This window comes from Streptomyces sp. NPDC002265 (assembly GCF_040296125.1).
Lineage (GTDB): Bacteria > Actinomycetota > Actinomycetes > Streptomycetales > Streptomycetaceae > Streptomyces.
In genome coordinates, this window is the sequence record NZ_JBEOWS010000209.1 from 1 (window position 1) to 17,055 (window position 17,055).

The following is a 17,055-nucleotide window of genomic DNA, read 5'->3' on the forward strand; positions in this document are numbered from 1 at the left end:
GGCCTGAACCGGCCGGACCTCCGGGTCAGCGGGCGCCGGGTTCGACGCCGAGTTCCGTCACCAGTTCGGTGGCACGAGAGGCGGGTACGCCCGCCGTGGTCAGGATCGTGACCGCGGCGGAGCGGCCCGCCTCCTCCGTTCTCAGCAGGCCGTCGTTCACGGCCTCCATCAGCGCGAACAGCATCTGCTCGTGTACGTAGGCCAGGGCCGCCGGCGGCAGCGGGGAGCTGAAGACCCCCTGGTCCAGCCCGTGTCGGAGCACCTCGGCACAGGACTCTCGGACCGGGGCGAGCCGCTCGCGGATGCCCTGCACGGTGACGCTGCGCTGGGCCAGCGCGACCAGGATGCGGTAGCGGTCGGCGACCTCCCAGACCACGAGGGTCGAGCGGGCCAGTGCCTGCACCGGGTCGTCGGCGCCGTCGCGGCCGGCCGCGAACGCGGCCTCCACCGCCGCCACCGCACCGTCGACCAGCGTGCTGATCAGCGCCTCACGGCTGGGGAAGTGCCCGTACACCGTCCGTCGTACGACGCCCGCGGCGCGCGCGATCTGGTCCATGGACGCGTCGGGGTCGCGCAGCAGCTCGGCCAGCGCGACATCGAGGATGCGGCGGCGGTTGGCGTCGGCGCGACTGGTGTTACCCGTGGTCATGTCAGCCATTCTGCACTCCCGTCGACTTGCACAGTGGTGTGCAGCATCGTAGATTGCACATCGTTGTGCAATTGCACTCCGCTGTGCAATTCGATGCCGCGTTGTGGAAGAGGAAGGCGACCCCGCCCATGCGACTCGTCATGACCGAACCGGTCGAAAGGACGGCGGGCCCCTACCGCCGGCGCTGGTGGGCGCTTCTCGTGCTCTGCCTCAGCCTGCTGATCATCGTGATGGCGAACACCGCCCTCACCGTCGCCGCGCCCGACATGACCCAGGACCTGGGCCTGTCCAGCGCCGACCTCCAGTGGGTCATCGACGGCTACACCGTCCCGTACGCCGCGCTGATGCTGCTGCTCGGCGCGATCGGTGACAAGTACAGCCGGCGCGGGGCGCTCGTCCTCGGTCTCCTCGTCTTCGGCGGCGGCGCCGTCGCGGGCTCGCTCGTCGGCAGCGCCACCGGGGTCATCGCGGCCCGTGCGGTGATGGGCGTCGGCGCGGCACTGATCATGCCCGCCACGCTGTCCCTGCTCGCCGCGACCTTCCCGCGCGCCGAACGCGCCAAGGCGATCACCCTGTGGACCGCCACCGCGGGCCTCGCCATCGCGGCCGGCCCGCTGGTCGCCGGGGCGCTGCTGGCGCACCACGGCTGGTCCTCCACGTTCCTGATCAACGTGCCGATCGCCGCCGTGGCGATCGTCGGCGCCTTCGTCCTCGTACCGCCGTCGAAGGCCGCGCACCACAGCCGCATCGACTACGTCGGCGGTCTGCTGTCCGTGGTCTGGATCGGCTCCCTCGTCTACATGATCATCCAGGGGCCGCACTTCGGCTGGGGCGTCAAGGCGGTCACGGCCGCGGTGGCGGCCGGTGCGGGCCTGCTCGCCTTCGTCCTGTGGGAGCTGCGCCACCCGCGCCCGGTCCTGGACGTGCGGCGCTTCGCCGACCGCCGCTTCGCGGGCTCCAACCTCGCGGTGGCCCTGTTCTTCCTGGCCGTCTTCGGCGCCTTCTACTACCTCACCCAGCACCTCCAGTTCGTCCTCGGCTACGACGCCCTGGAGACCGGCACCCGCATGCTGCCGCTCGCCGGTGCCGTGTTCGTCGGCTCGGCGCTGACCGGCTACCTGACCCCGCGGGTCGGCATGAAGTGGACGGTGAGCGCGGGCATGGTCGGCGGCACGGCCGCCCTCGCCCTGCTCACGCGGGTGGACGCGGGCTCCGGCTACGGCGACTTCGTCGCCCCGCTCGTCGTCCTCGGCCTGGCGATCGGGCTCGCCCTCTCGCCCTGCACGGACGCGATCATGGGTGCCTTCCCGGAGTCCGAACTGGGCGTCGGCGGCGCGGTGAACGACACCTCGCTGGAGCTCGGCGGCTCGCTCGGCATCGCCATCCTCGGTTCGCTGCTGGCCACCTCGTACTCGGACCACCTCGCGGACGCCACGGCCGGTGCCGGGCTCCCGGCGTCCGCCCTCGCCACCGCCCAGGACTCGGTGGGCGCGGGGTACGCGGTCGCGCAGGGCGTCGGTGACAAGGCCCGCGCCCTCGCCGCCCAGGCGGCGCAGGCCGGTGATCCGCAGCAGGGCGCCCAGTTGAAGGCGCAGGCGGAGCAACTCGCCCAGGGCGCCGGGCGGATGGCCGACGCGGTCGGCTCGTCCTTCTCCGACGCGGTGGCCCACACCAGTCTGATCGGCGCGGTGGTCCTCGGGGTCGGCACGCTCCTGGTGGCCGCGCTGCTGCCGGGCCGGACGAAGCAGGCGCCGGCCACGGCGGAGCACACGGCCCGGACGGCCGCGACCGGCGCGGAGCAGGCGGCGGAGAACCGCGGGGAACCGGCGGACGAGACCGCGGCGAACGCCGACGCGGAGGAAGCGCAGGAAGCGACGGCGGAGAAGTCCGAGCAGACCGACGCGGACAAGGAGCCGAAGCGCGCGGCCGCCGGGGCGCGTTGACCCGATTCTTACCTTCTTCTTGACCGCTTACACTAGCGTGCCGCGCCGACCGACTGGCGCGGCACGTTCTGTGGAGGCACGGGGGATGAAGATCGACTGGGACCGGCGGACCTGCGCTCGGCGCGGCCATGTGACGTACGCGCCGGAGGACCCCCGGCTGCGGGTGCGGCTGCGCGCGGACACCGCCCTCGGCGAGGTCTGGCGCTGTCTGCGCTGCGGCGACTACGTGCTCGGCGAGCCGCACGGCTCGGGCCCCGCGGACCAGGCGCCCCTCGTCCCGCGCGGCAAGGTGCTGCGCGATCTGTTCATCCTGCGCTTCCTCGCGATCGAGCGGGCCGTGCGCGGGGTGTTCATCGTGCTGGTCGCCGCGGCCGTGTGGAAGTTCAGCAACAGCCGGTACGCGGTGCGCCGGCTCTTCGACGAGTACCTCGACGTCTTCCGGCCGGTCTTCCGGCACTTCCACTACGACCTCGACCACTCGCCCGTGGTCGGCACCATCCAGAAGACCTTCGGCTACAAGCAGTCCACGCTGCTGCTGGTGGCCGCGCTGCTGCTGATCTACGCGCTGGTCGAGCTCGTCGAGGCGGTCGGCCTCTGGTACGCCAAGCGCTGGGCGGAGTACCTGACCGTGGTCGCCACGGCCGCCTTCCTCCCGCTGGAGATCTACGAACTCACCGAGCACGTCAGCTGGCTGAAGATCGCCACGCTCGTCCTCAACATCCTCGCCGTCCTCTACATCGCCATCGCCAAGCGGCTGTTCGGGCTGCGCGGCGGGCGCCGGGCGTTCGAGGAGGAGCGCCGCAGCGCCTCGCTGCTGGAGGTGGAGGAGTCGGCGGGCGTGCCGGTCTAGGACCTGGCGGGTGGGTCAGCCCGCCCCCACCGCCGCGTCCAGCCGTGCCGTCTCCTCGGCGGTCAGTGTCAGGTCCGCCGCGGCCGCCGACGCCCGGATCGTCTCCGGACGGCTCGCGCCCGGGATCGGGAGCACGGTCGGCGACCGGGTCAGGAGCCAGGCCAGGCAGACCTGCTGGGGAGTCATCTCGCGCTCCGCGGCGACCGTGCGGAAGGCGGCGAAACGGTCCCGCCCGGCGCCGGGGTCCGCGCCCTCCCGTGGGGCCGGTCCGTCCAGGGAACTGCGGGAGATCCCGCCCAGCGGGCTCCACGGCAGGAACGCCAGCCCCAGTTCCGCGCACAGCCGCAGTTCGGGCTCGCTGTCGCGGACGGCGGGGGAGTAGCGGTTCTGCACCGACACCAGCCGGTCGCCGAGGATCCGCCGCGCCCGGCGGATCTGGTCCGCGTCCGTGTTGGAGATCCCGGCCAGCCGGATCTTGCCCTCGTCGAGCAGGTCGCGCAGGGCGCCGACGGATTCCTCGAAGGGCACCGCCGGGTCGGGCTTGTGCAGCTGGTAGAGGCCGATCGCGTCGACGCCGAGGCGCTTGAGGGAGGCCTCGGCGGCCGCCTTCAGACGGCGCGGAGTGCCGTTCACCGTCCAGCCGCCGTCGGGGGTCCGGCCCCGGCCGCCCTTCGTGGCCACCAGCACCCCGGCGGTGTCACCGCCGTACGCGGCGAGCGCGCGGGCCACCAGAAGCTCGTTGTGGCCGGGTTCGGCGTCCGGCAGGGTGTAGGAGTCGGCGGTGTCCAGCAGGGTGACGCCCGCGTCCAGCGCCGCGTGCACGGTGGCCAGCGCGCGGCGCTCGTCGGGGCGGCCCTCGATGGACAGCGGCATCGCGCCGAGACCGATCGCGCTCACCGGGAGATCGCCGATCCTGCGCCGAAGCATGTCAGTGGTCCTTTCCGAGGGTCTCCGCGACGGCCTGGGGCAGCCACTGCCGGGCGTCGGTGAAGGCGAAACCGAGCCGGGTGGCGCGGGAGTTGTCCATGCCGTAGGAGCGGAAGAAGGAGAACGGGGAGACCTCGCCGGCCACGACCTCCTGGAAGCGGGCCGGGCCGCCCGGGATGTGGGCCACGATCTCGTCGGTGGTGAGCGTGCCGTGCGAGGCCGCGTTGACCGGGCCGGTGAAGTCCTGGCCCACCGCCCAGAACAGGAAGTCGGCGATCTCCTCGACATGGATGTACGTCGCCGGGTGGTTGGTGGCCGGCACGGTGATCGGTTCGCCGGTGCGCAGCCGGTCGGCGTAGTGGGCGAGGCGCCCGGTGAAGTCGTCGTCGCCGCCCAGCACATGGGCCACCCGGACGGCCGTGCAGGGGAAGGCGGGCGCCGCCGCGAGGACCGCCTCCGCCTGCCGCTTGCCCTCGCCGTAGTGCGCGTCCAGGAACTCCGGCTCGTCCCAGGGGAGTTCGAGATCCACGGCGACCTCGCGCGGATCGACCGCGTCCTCGGCCACGGCGGTGGGTGAGTCCTGGTGCTCGTAGACCTCCACCGTCGACGTCATCACATAGCGCCGGGTGCGGCCGGAGAGGACCCGGCGGGCGATCGCGGCCTGGCGCGGGGTGTAGCAGACCTGGTCGACGACGGCGTCGAACACGCGCCCGTCGAGCGCCTCGGCCAGCGCGCGCTCGTCGTCGCGGTCGGCGACCAGGTGGACCGCCCCGGCGGGCGGCGGGGCCGAACCGCGGTTGAGGACCGTGACCCGGTCCCCGGCGGCGAGCAGCCGGTCGATCAGCCGCTTCCCGAAATACCGGTTCCCCCCGATGACCAGTACGTCACGCATGACACCCCTCCCGAAACACCGTCTCACCGCCGCATTCGTCACCGCTGTCGTCACCGGTTTTGTCACCGGTTCCGCTCGCGGGAACCCGACGGCCATAATTCTGCTGGCGCAGTGCCGGGTGCTGAAGGGGGAGTTGTGGGAGATCGGGCGGCCGTACCGAAAGAACCACGGAATGCGCGGGTCACCGCCGTCGGAACGTCGGTGGCCTTCGACGAGCTGGACCGGCAGATCCTGCTGCTCCTGCAGACCGACGGCCGGATCAAGCTCAGCGAGCTGGGCCGCCGGGTGCGGCTGAGCCCGGCGGCGGTCACCGAGCGGGTGCGGCGGCTGGAGGCGGCGGGTGCCGTGACCGGGTACGGCGCCCATGTGGTGCCGGCCCGGCTCGGCTACGGCATCCAGGCCTTCATCCGGGTCAACCCGCACGGCGGTTACACCCTCCGGCACCCCCGCACCCTGGAGCTGATCGAGCGGCCCGAGATCACCGAGGTCCATCACGTCGTGGGGGAGGACTGCTGGATCCTCAAGGTCGCCGTCCGGGACACCGTCCACCTGGAGGAGATCCTCGAACTGACCTCCGCGCTGGGCCGCACCACGACCTCGATCGTGTCTCCTCGCCGGTGCGGCGGAAGCCGCTGCTGCCGCCCGCGTGACGCGCGCTTGCCTTGACGTCGGCGTCAAGGCGTACGTTCGTCGGTATGCGAATCGGCGAGCTGGCCGCACGGGCCGGAACCACCACGCGGACGCTGCGGTACTACGAGTCGCGGGGCCTGCTGACCGCGCGGCGCGACGACCACGGGCACCGCTCCTACGACGACCGCGACCTGAAGCTGCTGCGGCAGATCAGGACGCTGCGGGACTTCGGGTTCGAGCTGGAGGAGACCCGGCCCTTCGTGGAGTGTCTGCGGGCCGGCCACCCCGAGGGGGACTCGTGCCCGGCGTCGCTCGCGGTGTACCGGCGCAAGCTGGCGGAGCTGGACGAGCTCGTCGGGGAGCTGCGGGCGGTGCGCGAGAAGGTCGCAGGGCAGCTCGAGCGGGCCGAGCGGGCGCGTGCCGAGCTGGACGCCGAGGCGCAGGTTCCGGGGGGTCCGGAGCCCGTGTGCGAGCTGGGAGGACGAGGACGGTGACCATGACGGCCGCGGTGCCCGAGGTGACGGACGAGGACTTCGGGACGGAGGTGCTCGGCGCTGATCTGCCGGTGCTGGTGGAGTTTACCGCCGACTGGTGCCCGCCCTGCCGGCAGATGGCGCCCGTGCTGCGCGCGCTCGCCGAGGAGGAGGGGGAGCGGCTGCGGGTGGTGCAGCTCAACGTGGACCGCAACCCGGAGACGACCAACCAGTACAAGGTCCTGTCGATGCCGACCTTCATGGTCTTCCGCGGCGGCGAGCCGGTGAAGGCGATGGTGGGCGCGCGGCCGAAGCGGCGACTGCTGGAGGAGCTGGCCGACGTGCTCTGACCCGCCCCGCAGCGCATCCCCCCACACAGCAGAAATCCCCCGGGCAATTGTCACCGGGGGATTTCTTTGTGTATATTCGATGATTCGCGACTTCGTGTGAACAAGTCGCGGACAAGTTCACTGGACACAGTATATCCGGGCGGGAGCGGAATTGTCAAACACCGAATTTCCGGACGATGAATTGCAGCATGAGCAGGAATTCATCGACGGGCTGTACGCGCGGGTCGACGCGCTGCGCGGCGACACCGAGACCTCCGTCACGGCCGCCCTCGCGCAGGGCAACACCCCCATGCAGGCCCGGCTGGAGCGGGACATCCTGGTCACCGAGCGCTCGGGCCTGCTGGCCGCCCTGAACGCCGTGGACGGCTCCCTCTGCTTCGGCCGGATCGACCTGGCCTCCGGCGTCCGCCACCACGTCGGCCGGATCGGTCTGCGCGCCGACGACGCCGAGCGCACACCGGTCCTCATCGACTGGCGGGCCGACGTCGCCCGCCCCTTCTACCTGGCCACCGGCCACACCCCGATGGGCCTGCGCCGCCGCCGGCACATCAGCACCGACGGCCGCCGGGTCACCGCCCTGCACGACGAGATCCTCGACCTCGGCGACGCCACCCGCACCGGCCACGAGGACCCGGCGGGCGACGCCGTCCTCCTCGCGGCGCTGGGCGCGGCCCGCACCGGCCGCATGGGCGACATCGTGCAGACCATCCAGGCCGAACAGGACGAGATCATCCGGGCCCCGCACCGCGGGGTGCTGGTGGTGGAGGGCGGACCCGGCACCGGCAAGACGGCCGTCGCGCTGCACCGGGCCGCGTACCTGCTCTACGAGCACCGGGAGCTGCTCGCCAAGCGTGCGGTGCTTATCGTCGGACCCAACCCGGCCTTCCTCGGCTACATCGGCGAGGTGCTGCCCGCGCTGGGCGAGACCGGCGTGCTGCTGGCCACGGTCGGCGAGCTGTTCCCCGGGGTGCGGGCGACGGCGGGCGACACCCGTGAGGCGGCCGCGGTGAAGGGCCGTGCGGACATGGCGGACGTCCTCGCCGACGTCGTACGCGACTGGCAGGCACTGCCCGACCCGGTGATCGCGATCGAGCACGACCGCGAGGTCCTGATGCTCGACGACGGCCTGGTGAAGGTCGCCCGTGAGCGCACCCGGTCCGCCGCACTGCCGCACAACGTGGCGCGCGAGCACTTCGAGGGACACATCCTCAACACGCTGACCGAGCTGTACGCCGAGCGCGTGGGCACCGACCCGTACGACGGCAGCAGCCTGCTGGACGCCTCCGACGTCACCCAGATCCGCGACGAGCTCGCCGAGAACCCCGAGGTGTGGGCCGCGATCGACCAGCTGTGGCCGCGGCTGACCCCACAGCGCCTGGTCGCCGACTTCCTCGCCGACCCGGTGGGCTACGTCAGCGACGAGGACGCCCACGCGATCCGCCGTCCGGTGACGCGGGCGTGGACCGTCGCGGACGTGCCGCTGCTCGACGAGGCGGCCGAACTGCTCGGCGTGGACGAGCGGGTGGCGCGGGCGCGGGCCGAGCGCGAGCGGGAGACGCAGGTCGCCTACGCGCAGGGCGTGCTGGACGTCTCGTACGCCTCGCGCACCTACGAGTTCGAGGACATCGACGAGGAGGACTCCGAGGTCCTGTCCGCGCACGACATCATCGACGCCGAGCGGTTCGCCGAGCGGCAGGAGGAGGACGACCACCGCAGCGCCGCCGAGCGTGCGGCGGCCGACCGGACCTGGGCGTTCGGGCACATCATCGTCGACGAGGCGCAGGAGCTGTCGCCGATGGCGTGGCGGCTGCTGATGCGGCGCTGTCCCACCCGCTCGATGACGCTGGTCGGCGACCCGGCGCAGACCGCGGAGGCGGCCGGTGTCGGCTCCTGGTCGAAGATCCTCCAGCCGTATGTCGAGGACCGCTGGGAGCACACCCGGCTCGGCGTCAACTACCGCACCCCCGCCGAGATCATGGAGCTCGCGGCGGCCGTGGTGCGCGCCGAGCGGCCCGACTTCGAGCCACCGAGCTCGGTGCGGTCGACAGGGGTACGGCCCTGGGTGCGCGCCACCGACGACCTGCCCGGCGCGGTGGCCGAGGCGGTGGCGGAGCTGACCCCGGCCGAGGGGCGGCTCGCGGTGATCGCGCCGCGCCATCTGCACCGCAGGCTGGCCGCCCGGCTGGACGGGGTGACGGCGGGCGCGGAGCCGGACCTGACCCGGACCGTCGTCCTGCTCGACCCGAGGCAGTCCAAGGGGCTCGAGTTCGACTCGGTGCTGGTGGTGGAACCGGCGCTGTACGGCACGAGCGACCTGTACGTGGCACTGACGCGGGCCACCCAGCGGCTGGGCGTGCTGCACACGGGCCGGCTGCCGAAGGCGCTGGCCGGCGCCACCGTCTGAGGCACGGCCGCGCGGTACGTGTGCGGTGGGCGCCGCCCACCGTCCACGACCGCGCCGGCCGGCCCTCGGCGGTCCTCGTACGAGGCTGTGCGCGGCGGCGTTCAGGCCGGGCGCAGCCACACCGTGGCGAGCGGCGGCAGGGTCAGCCGGATGCTGGCCCGCCGGCCGTGCCAGGGCTGCGGCTCCGGCTTCACCGGATCGGGGTTGACGACCTCGCCCCCGCCGTACCGGGCCGCGTCGGTGTTGAGGACCTCGTGCCAGGCCGGCACGTCCTCGGGGACGCCGAGGCGGTAGTCGTCGCGGACCACCGGGGAGAAGTGGGAGACCGCGAGCAGAGGGACGCCCTCGGCGTCGTAGCGCACGAACGCGACCACGTTGTCCTCGGACGCGTCGCCCACGATCCACCGGAACCCGGCCGGCTCGGTGTCGCACTGCCACAGCGCCGGGGTGTCCCGGTAGACGGTGTTGAGATCGCGCACCAGATCGCGCACACCGCGGTGGTCGGCCCCCGCCCCGTAGGCCGGGTCCAGCAGCCACCAGTCCGGGCCGTGCGCCTCCGACCACTCCGCTCCCTGCGCGAACTCCTGCCCCATGAACAGGAGTTGCTTGCCGGGATGGGCCCACATGAAACCGAGGTAGGCACGGTGGTTCGCGCGCTGCTGCCACCAGTCGCCCGGCATCTTCGACACCAGCGAGCGTTTGCCGTGCACCACCTCGTCGTGCGAGATGGGCAGGACGTAGTTCTCGCTGTAGGCGTACACCATCGAGAAGGTCATCTCGTTGTGGTGGTACTTGCGGTGCACCGGCTCGTGGCTCATGTACGCCAGGGAGTCGTGCATCCACCCCATGTTCCACTTCAGCCCGAAGCCGAGGCCCCCGAAGCCGCCCGGCCCCTTCTGGTGGGTGGCGCGGGTGACCCCGTCCCAGGCGGTGGACTCCTCCGCGACGGTGACGACCCCCGGCGCCCGCCGGTAGACCGTCGCGTTCATCTCCTGGAGGAACGCCACCGCGTCCAGGTTCTCCCGGCCGCCGTGCTCGTTCGGGACCCACTGGCCCGGCTCGCGCGAGTAGTCGAGGTAGAGCATCGAGGCGACCGCGTCCACCCGCAGCCCGTCGATGTGGAACTCCTCGCACCAGTACACCGCGTTGGCGACCAGGAAGTTGCGCACCTCGCGGCGCCCGAAGTCGAACTCCAGCGTTCCCCAGTCGGGGTGCGCGGAGCGCAGCGGGTCCGCGTGCTCGTACAGCGGACGGCCGTCGAACTCGGCCAGCGCCCAGTCGTCGCGCGGGAAGTGGGCGGGCACCCAGTCCATCAGGATGCCTATCCCCGCCCGGTGAAGGGCGTCCACCAGGTACCGGAAGTCGTCCGGGGTGCCCAGCCGGGCCGTGGGCGCGTAGAAACCGGTGACCTGGTAGCCCCAGGAGCCGCCGAAGGGGTGCTCGGCCACCGGCATCAGCTCCACATGGGTGAAGCCCAGGTCCCGGACGTACGCGGGCAGCTGCTCGGCGAGCTGGCGGTAGGTCAGGCCAGGTCGCCAGGAGGCGAGATGGACCTCGTACACGGACAGCGGCGCCCGGTGCGGGGGAGTGTCCCCGCGGTGTGCCAGCCAGTCGGCGTCGCCCCACTCGTAGTGCGAGGCGGTCACGATCGAGGCGGTCTCGGGCGGCACCTGGGTGCGGCGGGCCATCGGGTCGGCCCGCAGGGTCCGCGACCCGTCCGGGCGGGTGATCTCGAACTTGTACAGCTCGCCCTCGCCGATGCCCGGCACGAACAGCTCCCAGACACCCGAGGAGCCCAGCGAGCGCATCGGATGTCCCGTGCCGTCCCAGAAGTTGAAGCCGCCCGTCACCCGCACCCCGCGCGCGTTCGGCGCCCACACCGTGAAGCGGGTTCCGGTCACGTCCTGGTGGGTGACCGGCTCGGCGCCGAGCGCCATCCACAGCTGCTCGTGCCGGCCCTCGCCTATCAGATGCAGGTCCAGCTCGCCCAGCGTGGGCAGGAAGCGGTAGGCGTCCTCGGTGTCCTGGACCGTCCCCTCGTACGCCACCAGCAGGCGGTAGCGCGGGATCTCGGTGAGCGGGAGCAGGCCTGAGAAGAATCCGTCGCCGTCGTCGTGCAGTTCGGCGCGCAGGTTCCCGGCCACGACGGTCACGCCCAGCGCGTACGGCCGGAAGGCGCGGAAGGCGACACCGCCGGGCACCGGGTGGGCGCCCAGGACGGAGTGCGGGGCGTGATGGGTGCCGTGCAGGAGCCGCTCGCGGTCGCCCGCGTCCACGGCGGGGGAGTACGCCAGGGGGAGCGGACCGGGCTCCGGAACGGGTTCCTGCGTGTCGTCCTGGCGCACGGCCTCCGCCGCCTTCACCGGGTCCGCCGCCCCCGTCGTCTTCGCGGCCCCCGTGGCCGTGGTGGCCTTCCGCCCGGCCGCGGTCTTCCCGGTGGCGGCATTCCGGACGGCGCCCTGTTTCGCGACGGCCTTCTTCGCCGCCGTCTTCTTGACTGCCGCAGCCTTCTTCGCGGTCGCCTTCTTCGCTGCCGCCTTCTTGGCCGTCGCCTTCGCGGTCGTCTTCTCCGCGGTCGCCTTCGTCGTCTTCTTCGCCGGCGGCTGCTCCTCGGCCGTCTTCTTCGGATGTGAACCGCTGGACGGGGGGCTGGGGGTCACGGACAGAGCCTCCTGGGCGAGGTTGAGGTCAGGACGGGTCGGGTGCGGCGAGGCGGCGTATCGCGGACAGCGGGACCGGAAGCCAGTCGGGCCGCTGCCGGGCCTCGTAGAGGACCTCGTAGACGGCCTTGTCCGTCTCGTAGGCCCGAAGCAGTACGGGATCGGTGCGCGGGTCACGGGCGCCGCCCTCGGCGTACCCCGTGCAGTAGGCGGCCCGGCAGGTGTCCGCCCACCCCGGCACGGTCGGGTTCACGGAGTGCTCGGCGTAGTCGAAGGAGCGCAGCATCCCCGCGACGTCCCGCACCGTGGGCTGCGGCATCCGCCGCTCGGCCAGCGGCCTGGCAGGCTCGCCCTCGAAGTCGATCAGGGACCACGTCCCGCCGCCGTCGGCCGGGTCGGCGCCGCCGTGGCCCGGGTCGTGGGAGGGCGAGCGCAGACACTGCCCGAGGTGCAGATCGCCGTGGATGCGCTGGGCGGTCCAGGTCCGGCCCTCCGCCGCCAGAATGGCCGGTGCCTCGAAGGCGACACGCAGCCCGGACACGTACGGACGCAGCGCGGGCACCGCCTGCGCGGCCGCGTCCAGCCGCTCGATCATGCCGTCGGCCAGCGCCCGCACCTGGGTGTGGCCCAGGGTCACCGTGGGCAGCGCGCGGGCGAGTGCCGTGTGCACCTCGGCCGTGGCACGCCCCAGCGCTCGCGCCTCGGCGGCGAAGTCCTCACCCTTGGCGAGCTCGCGCAGCGCCAGTTCCCAGCCGTCCGACGCGCCCTGCACGAAGGGCTGGAGCACCGCCAGGACGTACGGCTCGCCGGACAGCTCCGCCCGCAGCCAGGCCGTGGGCGCCGGAACCCGCGAGCAGCCCTCGCGGGCCAGGGCCAGCGGCAGTTCGAGGTCGGGGTTGACCCCCGGCACGACCCGGCGCAGTAACTTGAGGATGAACGTATCTCCGTAGACCACCGACGAGTTGGACTGCTCGGCGGTCATCATCCGCGGCACCAGGCCGGCCCGTATCTCCTGGCCGGGATCCCGCTCGAAACGCAGTCCGCCGATGCGGGCCCGGGAGCGCAGGGCTTCCAGGAGCACACCGGCGGGCTGGGGGTCGTACAGGGCCTCGTACGCGGTCCGGCCGGCGAGCGGCCCCGCGGTCATGTGTCCGATCAGGGCCGGTGCCAGCCGGGGCGGCAGTGCCTCGCGGGCGCCTATCAGGAGCTGATAGCAGTCGCCGGGAGCGGTCCGGGCGCCCGGCACGGGCGGCTGATGGGCGCGTACCAGCAGGTGGTGCAGGCCCAGCTGGCTGTGGGCCGGCAGCAGCTCGGTGGCGCTGACCAGCGAGAACCCGGTGATCGGGCGTCCCTTTCCGGCGAACCAGCGCTGCCGTGGCAACCAAGTGCGCAGCAGGGGGTCCAGGGACGCCAGGAGGCCGGGACCAGTGGTCGCGGTGCGTGTGACGGCTTCCGACATGGGTCGCGTCCTTTCCCCGGGGGCGAGGGGAGGCGGTTACTGATGCGTGCCCCGGGCGGAGCGGTGGAAACCGCGTCGACCCGGGACCTTTCAGCCGAGCCGGTCCAGGGGATTTTCTGCGGACATGACGCAAGGGTGCCCAATGTCCGGTTGTGCAACCAGACACCGGACACCCTTGTGGCGGCGCCGCGATCCGAGCCGGGGGCTCGGGTCAGACGGCGGTGTAGGCGAAGGTGATCGTGATCTTCTGCGCGTCCTTCTCGGAGACGGTGTCGCCGGACGTCTTGGGCGTGAGCCAGAACTCGTACGTCGCGGAGTCGACGTCGCCCTTCGACTTGGCCTTCAGTTCGGAAGTTCCGTTGACCAGTTTGAGCTCTGCCGTGACCTTCCCGCTGAGTGCGGTCGGAAGAGTGACGCTCGGCGTGACCTTCAGATCGACATCACCGGTGTTCTGCGCCGTGAAGACCCCGAGCCGCTTGGCAGTGACACCGGTGAATTTGATGTCCTTGCCCTTGTACGTGCAGACCGAGGTCTTATCCCTATTGTCCGTGGACCAGTTGCTGCTGTCCTCGCACTTGATCGTCAGCTTGGGGTCCGCCGGAGCGGGCGGGATGTCCGCCTTCACCGTGAAGGACCCGGTCACGGTGTCGGTGAACGTGGCGCCGCTGCTCACGCCGACAAGGCCAATGCCGCCCGCGGCCAGCACGAGTGCCGCCGCGATCTTTCTCCGGTCGGAGATGGCCATTGGTGTAGCGCCCTTCTGATTGAACTGGGGTCGGGTCTACGCCCCGTGGGAGGGGCGCCATGGCGGTGAACGCCGTGGCCCACCCGGCCCGGCTCGACGCGAGGTCGGACCGGATCGGGTGGGCTGGGGGCCTGCCTGGAAGGCGCGAGGCTCAGGCGGTGGCGTTGACCTTGAAGGTGACCTGGGCCGTCTTGCCGGAGGACTCGTTGCCGAGGTTCGTGGCCTTGACGACGACGCGGTACTGGACGTACTGGCCGGGCTGGACCACGTCGCCGCCGCCGTTGTCGCCGCCGGTGCGGACGTACGACACGTCGAGGGCGAGGTCGCCGGTGCGCACCACGGTCGGGGCGAAGGTGACGGGGATGTCGCCCTTGTTCCAGACGGTGAGGTTCGAGTTGTTCAGCGGGACGGCGAGCTCGGCCGTCGACGTCTTGATCAGCTGCGTGTCCGCGAGGGTGGCCGTGTGGCCGTCGTCGCTGATCGTCCAGCCGTCCGCCTGGATCTGGATCTTGGCCGTGCCGGCCTTGAAGGTGGACTCGGCGGTCACGGTGTCGGTGAACAGGGCGCTGCTGCCGATGCTCACGAGACCGATGCTGCCGGCCAGGATCGCCGCGGCGGCGATCGCCTTCGTCTTGTTGGAGATGGCCATGTGAAAGCCCTTTCAGGAGCGGTGCTCCGGTGTGCGGGGGTGTCGGCCCGATGCGGCCGGTGCGCCCGTAAGGTGGCCGCAGCGCCTGTACCCGCCGCAGGACGGCAATCCTGCGGCGGGTGAGTGGTCCCTGGACCAGGGCGTGTGCGGGGTGGGCCGTGGTATCCGGTCGATGCAAGCGATCGGATCCCCGGCCCACTCACGCGGGGGTGGATCAGGACTCGGCGGTCACCTGGAGGTAGGCCTGGCCGGTCTTGTTGGCCCAGTCGTTGTTGAGGTCCTTGACCGAGATGGTCACCAGGTAGCGAGCGGTGTCGCCCTGCTTCAGCACGTCACCGACGAGGGGAGTGAGGCGCTGGGCGCTCAGGTTGAGGACGCCCTTCAGCTCGCCGCCGGCCACGGTGTTGAACTTGACCTTGGCGTTCGCGGTACCCTCGTTCTTGACGGTCACCTCGGTGGTGATCGTGCTGGTCGAGGTGGCCAGCAGCTTCTCACCGTCGAGGACGGCGAAGTTGCCGTTGTCGCTGATCGTCCACACCGCGTCCTCGGCCTTGAGCGTGTCGTACAGCTCGGTCGAGGTGGTGTGCTGGCCGAACACGCCGGACTTCACGTTGACGATGTTGAGGTCGGCGTGGCCCGAGCGGACGTTCGTCTGCGCGGTGACCGTGTCGGTGAAGGTGGCACCGGCGCCGGCGCCGATCAGGGCGATGCTGCCGACGGCGATCGCGGCGGCCGCGGCCGCCTTCTTCTTGTTGGAGATGGCCACTGATGTGGACCTTTCTGCTTGATGGTGAAGGTTCGGGCTTGCGCCCTGGGCGCGACACGGCCCCCCACGGCGGTCCCTGGCTGGGTACCGCGCGGCGTCGTGTCCCGGAACGGGAAGGAATCCCGTTGCCCCTATGGAGTGGTGGTCTGTGGGGTGGGCTTCTTCGGGCGCCACAGCAGGACGACCGTGCCGCCCACGATCAGCAGCGCGCCGGCGCCGAGCAGCACCCGGAAGCCCGTTTCGGTGTGGATCGAGGTGACGACGTAGCCGACGTACGGCACGTCGTGGCGGACGATCCAGGCGGTGTCGCCGTCGGGGCGGACATGCCAGGGGTCCTTGGTCTCGTTGGCGTCGCCCTTGGTCTCCAGGACCGGTCCCTGCGCGGAGGGCGTGATCGTCACGATCCGGTGGACGACCTGGCGTTCCGGCTCGTCCGGGCGGTGGAAGATAACGATGTCACCGACCTTCAGCGCCTTCACGGGTTCCCGCTGGGCGATGACGACGCTTCCGGTCGGCAGCTTCGGCTCCATGCTGCCGCTGAGGACCGAACTGGCCTCCCACTTGCCGGACTTGACCGCGTACGCCGCCACCGCGAAGCCGACGGCGAGCAGGACGACCAGGAGGCTCAGGAGGCCCGAGAGGACTCGGCGTGTCCAATGCCGACGCCTGGGCGGCTGCGGGGCGGCCGGCGTCTCGTCGGGAGACGTCGTCGCCTTGCGTACGGCCAGCTGCACTGTCTTCTCCTGCGGGCGATGGGCGGTCTTACGGGCCTCGCGGGCCCCATGGGCGGCGCGTCACCGGGGTGACGCAGGGGAACCCGTTCGGGGGTTGACGAATTCCCCTGCGCCGGTCTTGGGGCGGGGCCGCGAGGTCTGCGGAATTGCCGTGTCCGAGCGGGCGTCGGAGGGGCGAGGGCGGCGGGACGGGCTCTGTACCCGGGAGCAGAGCGGGTTTCCCGGGTCGTCCCGCCGCCGCGGTCTTCACAGGATGCACACGGCGTCGGCACGCGTGCGATCGGCCGCGGAGGTCACCCGCAGGTGCGGGGTGCCGGTCCGCCGAGCCGCTGGGCGGCTAATAAAGCGCCTCCTGGCCTGGCCAAACTCATCCACCCCCATGCTGTGTGCACGCTTCGTACTCCCCCCCGGGAGTGGCCACCCGGTCGAGGTGGCCAAGATCAGATTAGGGGTGTGTGGGCATGCTGGGAAGGATGTGGAAGAAGTGTGGAGGTCGCGTTATCGAAACGTGATGCTTCAAGTGTTTAAAGATGGCGAGACGGCCGCTATTGCGGCCTTCCGAGCGATGTGTCGGGATCCGGCCGGGCCCGAGGGCGCCGGGGCGCGGCGGACCGGGCGAGTCGCCGGGTCCGCCGCACGCGATTGTCAACGCGCTTTTTCGACACCTTGGTTGGGGATCTGGACGGTGTCCTTGCGCAGCCGGAACCAGTAGAAGCCGTGTCCGGTGAGGGTGAGCAGGTAGGGCAGTTCGCCGATGGCGGGGAAGCGCACCCCGCCGAAGAGCTCGACCGGATGCCGTCCGCCGAACTTGCGCAGGTCCAGCTCGGTCGGCTGGGCGAAGCGGGAGAAGTTGTGCACGCACAGCACCAGGTCGTCCTCGTACTCGCGCAGGAAGGCGAGGACGGCCGGGTTGGACGACTGGAG

Annotated in this window: 15 protein-coding genes and 1 pseudogene; 6 read left to right on the plus strand and 10 right to left on the minus strand. The window is 71.6% G+C overall.

Annotated features, from left to right (window positions below):
- Positions 1–25: 25 nt before the first annotated feature.
- A complete protein-coding gene (locus ABT085_RS29815; RefSeq protein ID WP_351614598.1) occupies positions 26–658 on the minus strand; it encodes a TetR/AcrR family transcriptional regulator in 633 nt (210 codons plus the stop codon).
- A gap of 119 nt (positions 659–777) precedes the next feature.
- On the opposite strand from ABT085_RS29815, the gene ABT085_RS29820 reads away from it, so the two are divergent.
- Together ABT085_RS29820 and ABT085_RS29825 are read left to right on the plus strand one after the other, a co-directional pair.
- Positions 778–2,592 carry an MFS transporter gene (locus tag ABT085_RS29820; protein WP_351614601.1) on the plus strand — a complete coding sequence of 605 codons (1,815 nt, stop codon included), beginning with the start codon at positions 778–780 and terminating at the stop codon, positions 2,590–2,592.
- An 85-nt stretch (positions 2,593–2,677) separates the two neighbouring features.
- Complete coding sequence (locus ABT085_RS29825; protein WP_351614603.1) at positions 2,678–3,442, plus strand: DUF2127 domain-containing protein; 765 nt, start codon at positions 2,678–2,680, stop codon at positions 3,440–3,442.
- Positions 3,443–3,457: 15 nt separating this feature from the next.
- Here ABT085_RS29825 and ABT085_RS29830 read toward each other — a convergent pair whose 3' ends face one another.
- Together ABT085_RS29830 and ABT085_RS29835 are read right to left on the minus strand one after the other, a co-directional pair.
- Complete coding sequence (locus ABT085_RS29830; protein WP_351614610.1) at positions 3,458–4,369, minus strand: aldo/keto reductase; 912 nt, start codon at positions 4,367–4,369, stop codon at positions 3,458–3,460.
- Between the two features lies 1 nt (position 4,370).
- Positions 4,371–5,261, minus strand: coding sequence for an NAD-dependent epimerase/dehydratase family protein (locus ABT085_RS29835; RefSeq protein WP_351614613.1), 891 nt, complete (start codon positions 5,259–5,261; stop codon positions 4,371–4,373).
- A gap of 201 nt (positions 5,262–5,462) precedes the next feature.
- On the opposite strand from ABT085_RS29835, the pseudogene ABT085_RS29840 reads away from it, so the two are divergent.
- The 4 genes and pseudogenes from ABT085_RS29840 to ABT085_RS29855 all read left to right on the plus strand — a co-directional run bounded on the left by ABT085_RS29840 (position 5,463) and on the right by ABT085_RS29855 (position 9,118).
- Positions 5,463–5,911: pseudogene (locus tag ABT085_RS29840) on the plus strand (Lrp/AsnC family transcriptional regulator).
- A gap of 45 nt (positions 5,912–5,956) precedes the next feature.
- Entirely contained in the window at positions 5,957–6,385 is a 429-nt protein-coding gene (locus ABT085_RS29845) for a MerR family transcriptional regulator (RefSeq protein ID WP_351614615.1), read from the plus strand.
- A gap of 14 nt (positions 6,386–6,399) precedes the next feature.
- Positions 6,400–6,714 (plus strand): thioredoxin, encoded by a 315-nt coding sequence (gene trxA, locus ABT085_RS29850; protein ID WP_351614642.1) that lies wholly within the window; start codon positions 6,400–6,402, stop codon positions 6,712–6,714.
- A gap of 181 nt (positions 6,715–6,895) precedes the next feature.
- Positions 6,896–9,118 (plus strand): HelD family protein, encoded by a 2,223-nt coding sequence (locus ABT085_RS29855; protein ID WP_351614618.1) that lies wholly within the window; start codon positions 6,896–6,898, stop codon positions 9,116–9,118.
- A gap of 101 nt (positions 9,119–9,219) precedes the next feature.
- Here the strand turns inward: ABT085_RS29855 and glgB are convergent, their stop codons facing one another.
- The 7 genes from glgB to ABT085_RS29890 form a co-directional block, all read right to left on the minus strand.
- On the minus strand, positions 9,220–11,778 hold the full coding sequence (gene glgB / locus ABT085_RS29860; RefSeq protein ID WP_351614621.1) for a 1,4-alpha-glucan branching enzyme: 2,559 nt from the start codon (positions 11,776–11,778) through the stop codon (positions 9,220–9,222).
- A 28-nt stretch (positions 11,779–11,806) separates the two neighbouring features.
- Positions 11,807–13,237 (minus strand): maltokinase N-terminal cap-like domain-containing protein, encoded by a 1,431-nt coding sequence (locus ABT085_RS29865; protein WP_351614623.1) that lies wholly within the window; start codon positions 13,235–13,237, stop codon positions 11,807–11,809.
- A gap of 211 nt (positions 13,238–13,448) precedes the next feature.
- Complete coding sequence (locus tag ABT085_RS29870; protein ID WP_351614626.1) at positions 13,449–13,982, minus strand: hypothetical protein; 534 nt, start codon at positions 13,980–13,982, stop codon at positions 13,449–13,451.
- A gap of 151 nt (positions 13,983–14,133) precedes the next feature.
- Positions 14,134–14,631, minus strand: a complete 498-nt coding sequence (locus tag ABT085_RS29875; RefSeq protein ID WP_351614628.1) for a hypothetical protein — start codon at positions 14,629–14,631, stop codon at positions 14,134–14,136.
- A 214-nt stretch (positions 14,632–14,845) separates the two neighbouring features.
- Positions 14,846–15,397, minus strand: a complete 552-nt coding sequence (locus ABT085_RS29880; protein ID WP_351614635.1) for a hypothetical protein — start codon at positions 15,395–15,397, stop codon at positions 14,846–14,848.
- A 131-nt stretch (positions 15,398–15,528) separates the two neighbouring features.
- Positions 15,529–16,131: a signal peptidase I gene (locus ABT085_RS29885; protein ID WP_351614637.1), complete on the minus strand. Its 603-nt coding sequence runs from the start codon at positions 16,129–16,131 to the stop codon at positions 15,529–15,531.
- Positions 16,132–16,776: 645 nt separating this feature from the next.
- Positions 16,777–17,055 (minus strand): alpha-glucosidase C-terminal domain-containing protein (locus ABT085_RS29890; RefSeq protein ID WP_351614640.1); only part of this gene is annotated, 279 nt, incomplete at its 5' end.

Bases quoted from the DNA above. Each gene is read 5' to 3' on its own strand.
- ABT085_RS29815 (WP_351614598.1), bottom strand. From the start codon at position 658: ATGGCTGACATGACCACGGGTAACACCAGTCGCGCCGACGCCAACCGC.
- ABT085_RS29820 (WP_351614601.1), top strand. From the start codon at position 778: ATGCGACTCGTCATGACCGAACCGGTCGAAAGGACGGCGGGCCCCTAC.
- ABT085_RS29825 (WP_351614603.1), top strand. From the start codon at position 2,678: ATGAAGATCGACTGGGACCGGCGGACCTGCGCTCGGCGCGGCCATGTG.
- ABT085_RS29830 (WP_351614610.1), bottom strand. From the start codon at position 4,369: ATGCTTCGGCGCAGGATCGGCGATCTCCCGGTGAGCGCGATCGGTCTC.
- ABT085_RS29835 (WP_351614613.1), bottom strand. From the start codon at position 5,261: ATGCGTGACGTACTGGTCATCGGGGGGAACCGGTATTTCGGGAAGCGG.
- ABT085_RS29845 (WP_351614615.1), top strand. From the start codon at position 5,957: ATGCGAATCGGCGAGCTGGCCGCACGGGCCGGAACCACCACGCGGACG.
- ABT085_RS29865 (WP_351614623.1), bottom strand. From the start codon at position 13,237: ATGTCGGAAGCCGTCACACGCACCGCGACCACTGGTCCCGGCCTCCTG.
- ABT085_RS29870 (WP_351614626.1), bottom strand. From the start codon at position 13,982: ATGGCCATCTCCGACCGGAGAAAGATCGCGGCGGCACTCGTGCTGGCC.
- ABT085_RS29875 (WP_351614628.1), bottom strand. From the start codon at position 14,631: ATGGCCATCTCCAACAAGACGAAGGCGATCGCCGCCGCGGCGATCCTG.